Origin of the sequence: Paenibacillus sp. IHB B 3415 (assembly GCF_000802655.2) — a bacterium.
GTDB classification, from domain to species: domain Bacteria; phylum Bacillota; class Bacilli; order Paenibacillales; family Paenibacillaceae; genus Paenibacillus_AQ; species Paenibacillus_AQ phytohabitans.
In genome coordinates this window covers 126427-135551 of the sequence record NZ_JUEI01000043.1, presented here as the reverse complement: position 1 = coordinate 135551, position 9125 = coordinate 126427, and the positions used below count along the sequence as shown (strand labels likewise).

General features: G+C 51.7%; 4 protein-coding genes and 1 riboswitch. All 4 genes read left to right on the top strand.

Annotation, left to right across the window (positions count from 1 at the left end; all coding sequences use genetic code 11):
• Positions 1–564: 564 nt before the first annotated feature.
• The 4 genes from QW71_RS19560 to QW71_RS19540 all read left to right on the top strand — a co-directional run bounded on the left by QW71_RS19560 (position 565) and on the right by QW71_RS19540 (position 9043).
• Complete coding sequence (locus QW71_RS19560) at positions 565–1938, top strand: sugar phosphate nucleotidyltransferase (RefSeq protein ID WP_039302273.1); 1374 nt, start codon at positions 565–567, stop codon at positions 1936–1938.
• Positions 1939–2074: 136 nt separating this feature from the next.
• A riboswitch (cyclic di-GMP riboswitch) is annotated at positions 2075–2155 on the top strand.
• A 13-nt stretch (positions 2156–2168) separates the two neighbouring features.
• A complete protein-coding gene (locus QW71_RS19555; protein WP_235441502.1) occupies positions 2169–4550 on the top strand; it encodes a PA14 domain-containing protein in 2382 nt (793 codons plus the stop codon).
• A gap of 211 nt (positions 4551–4761) precedes the next feature.
• On the top strand, positions 4762–6276 hold the full coding sequence (locus QW71_RS19545) for a glycosyl hydrolase (protein WP_047013861.1): 1515 nt from the start codon (positions 4762–4764) through the stop codon (positions 6274–6276).
• Positions 6277–6496: 220 nt separating this feature from the next.
• Positions 6497–9043 (top strand): discoidin domain-containing protein, encoded by a 2547-nt coding sequence (locus QW71_RS19540; protein WP_039302268.1) that lies wholly within the window; start codon positions 6497–6499, stop codon positions 9041–9043.
• The last annotated feature ends 82 nt before the right edge of the window (positions 9044–9125 follow it).

Sequence of the window (9125 nt, the reverse complement as noted above, 5' to 3'; positions counted from 1 at the left end):
ATGTGGGCCAAAGGAGAAAATGAGGGGCATTAGTGCTCTTGATTCCACCGCCGCGTAAGTGAACGTAAAACCTTGGAACAAGAGTGTTGTGTTCCCCCCGCTGCTACAGCGAGCGGAAATCCCTTGGAACAAGATGCACTTAATCCCTTAAATCTCTCACCGCCGCTTAGTTGAGCGGCGCCGCCTTGGAACAAGCGTGAATGGCTTTGCCGCCGCTAAAGCAGGCGGCAGCAGTTAATTCAATTGCCGCTCAACCAAGCGGCAATAGCCGGATCTTTAGCCGGGAGCTTCGCCTGCGGGCGAAGCGAATAAGCCAGCTGTTATGTAACGGAACGGAGAGGAATTTTGGAACTGTAGGAGCGAATGCGTACGCCTTTGTCTCCGGATTTCTACCGCGATGAGCGGTTTAAATCAGGAAATCTGGAGACGGGCAGCGGCCGGAGGCCCAAACATTCCTTGCAGTGACACTCATAACAGCCAGTCTTTCAGCTTCCGAAACGCAGCCAGCTCCCAATAACAATCCGATATTTTGGCGACATCACATAAACTTAGGAGGGTTCACTTATGAAACTAGTACTTCTATCAGGCGGTTCTGGTAAACGGCTCTGGCCTTTGTCCAATGATTCACGTTCGAAGCAATTTCTGAAAGTACTGGAAAGCCCGGCAGGTGAACCGGAATCCATGGTACAGCGGGTATGGAGACAGCTGCAGGAGACAGGAATGGCGGAATCGTCCTACCTGGCTACCGGCCGCAGCCAGGTAGAGATGATTCAGAGCCAGCTGGGCAGCGGGGTGCCGATTATCGTTGAGCCGGAGCGGCGCGATACCTTCCCTGCCATTGCATTGACAGCAGCTTACCTGTATTCGATCGCCGGTGTTTCACCAAGCGAGACGGTAGCCATCCTGCCCGTCGATCCTTATGTGGAGTCGTCCTTCTTCGATACCGTTCTGCAGCTGGAGAGCACGATGCTGGAGAGCGGCGCCAATCTGGCGCTGATGGGCGTAGTTCCGGAGCATGCCTCCGAGAAATACGGCTATATCATTCCTACCAGCGCCGAAGCGGGAGCGAGCGGGTATCTGCAGGTGAGCCACTTCCAGGAGAAGCCGGACCGCAAGCAGGCTGAGGAGCTAATCAGCCGGAACGCACTCTGGAACTGCGGCGTGTTCGCTTTCCGTCTAGGTTATCTGCTGGATATTCTGCAGCGCAAAGGACTGCCGCTGAACTATGAGGAACTGCAGAAGCAGTATAAACTGCTGGCTTCCATCAGTTTTGATTATGAAGTGGTGGAAAAAGAAGAGAATATCGTGGTTCAGCCTTACGCCGGATTCTGGAAGGATCTGGGCACCTGGAATACGCTGACCGAAGAAATGACCAGCAATCATGTCGGCAAAGGCTTCGTCACTGCTGATTCCGAAGGCACCTGCCTGATCAACGAACTGGACATTCCGATCACCGTGATCGGGGCGAAGGATCTGATTATCGCCGCCAGCCCGGACGGAATTCTGGTTACGCACAAGGCGGAGAGCCCGCGCATTAAGGAAGTGCTGAAATCTTTTGAACAAAGACCGATGTACGAAGAACGCCGCTGGGGCCACTACAAGGTAATTGATTATGTGAAATATGCGGAAGGCAATGAGGTGCTGACGAAGCGGATCTTTATCTCTGAAGGTAAAAATATCAGCTATCAGCTGCATCACAAACGCAGTGAAATCTGGACGATTGTCAGCGGTGAAGCCAGCATTGTGCTCAATGAGAAAATGCATAATGTGAAGGCGGGGGATGTCGTACGGATTCCGGAAGGCACCAAGCATGCGATCCTGGCATTGACAGATATGGAATTTATCGAAGTGCAGACCGGCTCTGAGCTGGTGGAGGAAGATAACATCCGAATCACCCTGGATTGGGAAGATATCGCCTTGCAGCAATTCATTTCGTAGGTCTAATCTATCTATATAACCAATTGTTACAAATCCAAAACAGGTATTAAGAACCAATTATTAAGAAAATTTCATTTTTGCTCTAAATTAAAACTAAATAGGGACGATACTTACGGTAAGAGGGATTAATCCTTCAATACGACAAAGGCAAACCTAATCGAAAGATAGGGACGCAAAGCTATAGGGCCTTCGCAAGAGTGGCAGCCTGGCTACCGAAAGGAAGATGGATTTTGATAACTTACCGTAAGTCTCGTTTGCTGTGCACTGTGCTGTCTCTGGCCCTTTTATTGACTGCAGTACCTCTGGGACTCGGCGGAATGCCTTCATCTGCAGAAGCTGCATCTAGTTCCAAAGCGCCCGTTAATCCGGAGGCTTCAACCGAAGCAGTCAGATTGCTGGATGATCTGTATTCTATCACTGGAAAAGGCATTATTACCGGCCAACATGACTATCTGGAAAGTCCGGACGAATTCAGCAACAAGCTGAAGGGAACCAGCGGACAATATGCTGCTCTTCACGGCTATGAACTGGGCGTAATTAGCGGGCAATCGGAAAGTACAGCAGCGGCGCAGCGCAGAAATGTGGTGAACAGCGCGATCAACTGGTATAAGGGCGGCGGCATTGTAGCCATGACTTTTCATGAGAATCTGCCCGGTACCGCATACCTCTGGTCCAATGTTCAGAAACCGCTGAGCCAGGCGGAATTCAATAAATATATTACTCCGGGTACAACACAGTACACTGCATTGATTGCAGATCTGGACAAAGTGGCAGTTTCACTTAAAAGTCTGCGGGATGCTGGTGTGCCCGTACTATGGAGACCTTACCACGAAATGAACGGTAACTGGTTCTGGTGGGGGAAGAAAAATAACTTTGCTGCGCTTTGGAATATTATGTATGACCGTTTCGTGAACGTTCATAAATTAAACAACCTGCTGTGGGTATGGAACCCCAATGCACCCAATGCCTGGTCTGATCCTTATGCGCTGACCTATCCGGGGGCTGACAAGGTGGATGTACTCGCGGCAGATATATATGAGAACGATTATATGAATAAATACCATGACAGCCTGCTCGCCCTTGCGAATGGCAAACCGATTGCCATTGGCGAGAATGGACAAATGCCAAGCACGGCAAAGCTGCAGCTCTCCCAGAAAAATTGGGTATATATGATGAGCTGGGGAAAAATGCTGTATGAAACCAACACCGATGCTACCATCAAAGGCTTCATGAGCGACAGCTATACTGTGACCCGGGACGATTATAAAGCAGGCACATTTGCGGCGGCTTCACCGCAACCAACAGCAACACCAACGCCGGTACCAACAGCAACACCAACGCCGGTACCAACAGCAACGCCAACGCCGGTACCGACAGCAACGCCAACGCCGGTACCGACAGCAACACCAGCGCCGATACCGACTGCAATGCCGATACCGATACTGACGCCGCCCCCTGCTTCCAATGATACTGTGACGGCCCCCGTCGGCAAGAATGGTCTTCAGGGGGAATACTACAAGAACATGACGCTTTCGGGCACTCCGGTTCTGGTCCGGAATGATGCGCTGCTGAACTTTAACTGGCGCCAGGCAGCGCCGGATGCGAAGCTCGGAGTGGATAGCTTCTCTATCCGCTGGACGGGTCAGATCAAACCGTCTTTCAGTGAAACCTATCAGATTATCACTACATCCGATGACGGTATCCGCGTCTATATTGACGGCACAGCTGTAATCGACAGCTGGACCAAACAGAGTGGTACCGAGCGTACAGGAAGCATAAACCTGCAAGCAGGCCGGCTGTATGATATTAAAGTGGAGTATTACGAGAATGCCGGCGATGCCAATATCCGTCTGATGTGGCAGAGTCCAAGCCAGGCGAAGGCAACTGTCCCTACAAGCGCGTTATTTGTGAACACGGCTGCTTCTTCAGCCAGCAAAGCAGCTTTGGATGCTCCTGCTGTGACTGCAACACCAGTACCAACAGCAACGCCATTACCAGTATCAACACCAACACCGGTGCCAACAGCAACGCCAACAGCGGCACCAACGCCAACAGCGGCACCAACGCCAACAGCGGCACCAGCGGCACCAACGCCAACAGCGGCACCAACGCCGACACTGGCACCAACGCCGGCAGAAGCTCCATCACCGGAGAATCTTACGGCTGAGGCTCCGGCGGCGAACGGGATGGTTGCGGAATATTTCAATAATATGACGTTGTCTGGTGCTCCGGCAGTGGTACGTACCGATGCAGTGCTTGACTTCAACTGGCGTCAAGGCACGCCGGATGCCGCAATTGGCATAGATTTCTTCTCTGTACGCTGGAGCGGTAAGCTCAAGCCGCTATATACTGAGACTTATCAGATTTATACCACTTCAGATGACGGCATCCGCGTACGGATCAATGGTGAGCTTGTGATTGACAGCTGGATGAAGCAGAGCGGGACCGAACGCACAGGAAGCATAAGCCTGACAGCCGGTCAGCTATATGATATACAAGTGGAGTACTACGAGAATCAAGGAGATGCCAGAGCACGCCTGATGTGGGAGAGTCCGAGCCAAGTTAAGGCAACGGTTCCCGCGAGCGCACTGTTTCTCCCTTCCGCTTCCTAGGATCATACCCCCGCAGCTGTATTCATTATTGGCGCTGATACTGGTTAAGACGTTACAATTCTAAATCCTATAAAGTCCAATCTTAATGGCCCTGCTATTAGCAGGGCTACTAAGCTATAGACCATCCGGTTAATTCATTGCAGCCTCTTAACAGAGAACTGCATACCTGCACGCCTAAGGCGGCAGTGAAACCCGGGGAAAGGAGATTATATTGAACACTTACCGTAAGTACAGGCTATATACAACAATTATTCCAATTATCCTTATCCTTTCACTTCTGCCATGGGGGGAGGCGCGCAGTCTTCCCGTAGCACGCCCCGTAAACACTCCTGCCGCTTCCATCAAACCCGTTAATCCCTCCGCTTCCAAGGAAGCTGCTGCACTGCTCAGCTATCTGTCCGATCTCAGCGGCAAGGGCATGATCTCCGGCCAGCATGATTACCTGGAGAGCCCCGATGAATTCAATAATAAGCTTAAGAACGCAAGCGGACAGTACGCCGTTCTGCACGGCTACGAGCTGGGAGCCATCAACAACCAGTCCGAGGAGACCATTGCCAGGCAGCGTCAGGCTGTCGTAGACAGTGCCATTAAGTGGTACAAAGGCGGAGGCATTGTAGCGATGACCTTCCATCAGAATCTGCCGGGAACCTCTCCCGAATGGGCTAATGTGAAAATGAATCTGAGCCAGGACAAATTTGACGCATACGTTACTCCGGGAACTCCGCAGTACAAAGCTCTGATCGCCGAGCTGGATGAGGTAGCCGGGTACTTGGGAGAACTGCGGGATGCCGGAGTTCCGGTTTTATGGCGTCCATATCATGAAATGAACGGCAACTGGTTCTGGTGGGGGCACAAGGATAACTTTGCCCAGCTGTGGGATATAGTGTACGACCGTATGGTGAACACACATAAGCTGAATAACCTGCTATGGGTATGGAACCCGAATGCGCCAAATGAGTGGGCAAAGCCTTACAGTAATTATTATCCGGGTGCCTCCAAGGTGGATGTACTGGCAGCCGATATTTATAACAATGACTTTAAGCAATCCTATTACGAGAACCTTCTGAAGCTGGCTGACGGCAAACCCATCGGTATCGGGGAGAGCGGAGAGCTTCCAGACCCTGTAATATTGTCTCAAACCCAGAGTAAATGGGTATATACGATGACATGGGGGAAAATGCTGCTCGAGAATAATAATCTTCAGAAAATTCAAAGCTTTATGAGCAATAAGTACACCGTATCACGGGATGATTACAAGCTGGCACTGAATGCTCAGATCAACACAATTGTTGCGGTATCGCGCAACGGTCTCAAGGGGCAATATTTCGGCAATACGGAGCTGTCCGGCAAACCGCTGCTTACCCGGAATGATAACAGGATTGACTTCAACTGGCATGGGGATTCACCGGCGCCGGGAATCGGCAAGGACTCTTTTTCCGTACGCTGGACCGGTAAGATCAAGCCAGTCTACAGTGAAAAGTATACTTTTACAGCCTCTTCCGATGACGGCATCCGTGTGTGGATCGGCGGCAAGCTGATCATTGACAGCTGGAAGAAGCAAAGCGGTGTCAGCCGGGAGGGAAGTATAACTCTTACAGCCGCAACTGCCTACGATATAAAAGTGGAGTATTATGAGAATCACGGTGACGCAAGCGTCCGTCTGATGTGGCAAAGCCCGCGCCAGAAGCAGGCGGTGATTCCCCAGAACGCGCTGACTCTTCCTTGAGGAATGAAGCTGGTCATGACGAATGAGGCTCTACGGAAACCGGTACATTACAGCCACCCTGGAAGAAAGTGAGGACAAGGGAATGAGGACTAGACTCAAAACAAAGAGAAATAAACCCATTCATTTACTACTAAAATTTGCAGCATTGATCATCTTGTTTCTGTTGTCCGTTTCTGTCTTCGGAGAGGATGGGACAAATAACGGCGAGGTGGAAGTTGACATGTCGGAATTATCTGCGGCCAAGGATGCGGGTCCCGCAGTTCCGGAGGGGACTGTGCTATGGAAGCTTGGCCAGCATGACGGTTCAGCCGCAGAGTTTGCAGCAGCCGGATCAAACGGGGCCAAGGGGGTATTCAGCGTTGCTTCAACCGCAGCGAAGACGGCGGAGCTTCAGAGTATCCCGTCCGGGCTGCACGGCGCTACCAATCCTGAACTGCGGATTACCTACAAGCTGGATAAGATCCCGGTTAACGGGGTCTTATTTCGTGTCAGCATCCTTGATGCCTATAAATCCGTACCGCAGATGAGCGTATTCTCCAACCGGCAGCTGTCAGGGATTATTCAGATTGCCGGTGTGGACGGTACGGACAGTAAATACGATTTCCGCAAAACCTATGAGCTGTACATTCCCAAAGAACAGCTCATCAGCGGAACCAACGAGCTGACGCTGCGGGCAGCGCGCGGGATCTATTCCTCGGCTGCGGAGGATAAGTACAACTGGTGGACATGGGATAACCTTAGTCTGGAAGCACTGAAAACTTCGGTCAAGGAGCCGATTCACGGGAGTTATACGCTGACCGGAACCATGGTCAACAACAAACAGTTCTATTTTGACGAAGGTGCAGTTACGCATTTGCCTTATATTATGAAATGGCTGGGTTTAGCCTACAGCGGCAACATTATGCGGACCAGCTGTGCCAGCGATGTGGGCAGATCCTGTGAGAATATGGGGGAGTACTACGAGGTCCTGAAGGATTATAATATGCAGGCTGTTGCCCTCTATCTGTACACGGGTGATATCAAGCTCAAGGAAGACGGTTCACTGCCGGATGATGCGGAGAAGAAGCTGACCGATTATTTCAAGCAGTACGGCCAGTATTTCCAGTATTATGAGGTGGATAATGAGCCTGGACTGTTCAACCGTTCCAAAGCAGTCAATCTGGCGATAGCCGACTGGCTGAATAAGAAAGGCAAGACGATCGCACCGCATCTGCAGACGGTGGCCCCGGGCTGGGCATACTGGCCGGGGTACAGCGAAGACTCCTGCGGTAATCAGAAGGGGACGCTCAAGCAGTGCGGAGATCCGGACGGCTGGGAACGGGACCCGGAGCAGCGGAACGAACTGGAGGAAGTAACGGATTTGACCAATGGGCATTCCTATGGTGAATCGTACATTTTCAGCAATGGAGGCAGCTTTACAGAGAACCTGAAGACCTTTGGGGGAGCCGTAGACGGCCTCAGCAAAAAAATGCTCACCACCGAATTCGGCACCTCGGATACTCATGTGGATGCCTATCAATACGGCGCGTCCGAGCGGACTGCGGCAGTGTTTGACCGGATTATGCGGGGGCATATCGGATATGCCGATATGTTTGTGCAGCATGCCGCTTTCTTCAAGAACTTCAGTCTGTTCAAGTACGGCTTTAACCTGGAGGAGCATGATCCGGGAGCTACAGAGATTTATTATACCAAAGAAGGTGAAGACTCACGCGTAAGTATTATGCGCCGGCTGGATCTGGCTTATGCCACACACGGGGCGCCGCTGAGCTATCAGATTACGAACAAAGATGATTTGGCTGACAAACTGGTGTATGTACGGGCGGTAGACACTTCCACCCTTGAGCCTCTGGCAGGCAGCGGAGCCACATCCAACAAGCTGCTTGTGAACTTTGTCAACTTCGAAGAAACCGAGCAGACCGTTAAAGTAAAGGTGACCATGCCGGAGAAGACCGTATATGAGGGTGAACGCTTTGGCCGCGGAGATACTTATGAAGAGGCACGCAGCTATATGTCGGGCAGGACTGCTACACCTGTGCTGGAATTCACCGAAACGCTGGCTCCGGGTGAGGCGGTGCAGTATATTCTGCAGCCCTCTTCCGAAGTAGCGGATGTGGCGCCGCAAGGCTTCAAGGCCGCGGCAGTCAAAGGGCTGTCGATGCATCTGAGCTGGCTGGAGGCTCCCGGGGCAAGCTATGAAGTGCTCCGGGCCGACGGCCCGGGCAGTGAACTGAAAGTGATTGCGGCAGGTGTGCAGAGCACAGAGTACACTGACAGCAAACTGCAGGAGGGCACATTGTATACTTATGCGGTAAGAGTGTCAGGTTCTGGCGTCATGTCGGAGAAGACACAGATTACAGCAACCGGACTCGTCCCGCTGGACCGGACCGGCTGGAAGGTTACGTCTAATGTGAACACGGCAGCCTCGAAGCCGGAGAGTGCCATTGACGGAGACCGGCGCACACGCTGGGATACCGGTAAACATCAGGCATCAGGTGAATACTTCCAGATTGATTTAGGTGCAGCACATGCAATAGAAGCCATAGAGCTGATTTATACTTTATCGTCGTATGATTATCCGCGGGGATATACCGTCCAGGTATCCGATGATGCCAAGAGCTGGAAACAGGTAGCATCCGGCAAAGGGAAGCTGGAGTTGACCAGGATTGCTTTTTCCCAGGTCCAAACCCGTTATATCCGCATACAGCAGACAGGTTCCGGAGGCAACTATTGGTCGATTCAGGAGCTGCAGGTGTATTCAAGAGAATAAAGGACGGCATAATAAGCTCCGTGGATTTAACAAGCCACCGGGGTTTTTTGCTGCGAAGTAAGAATGGAAAAGGGGTGAACCG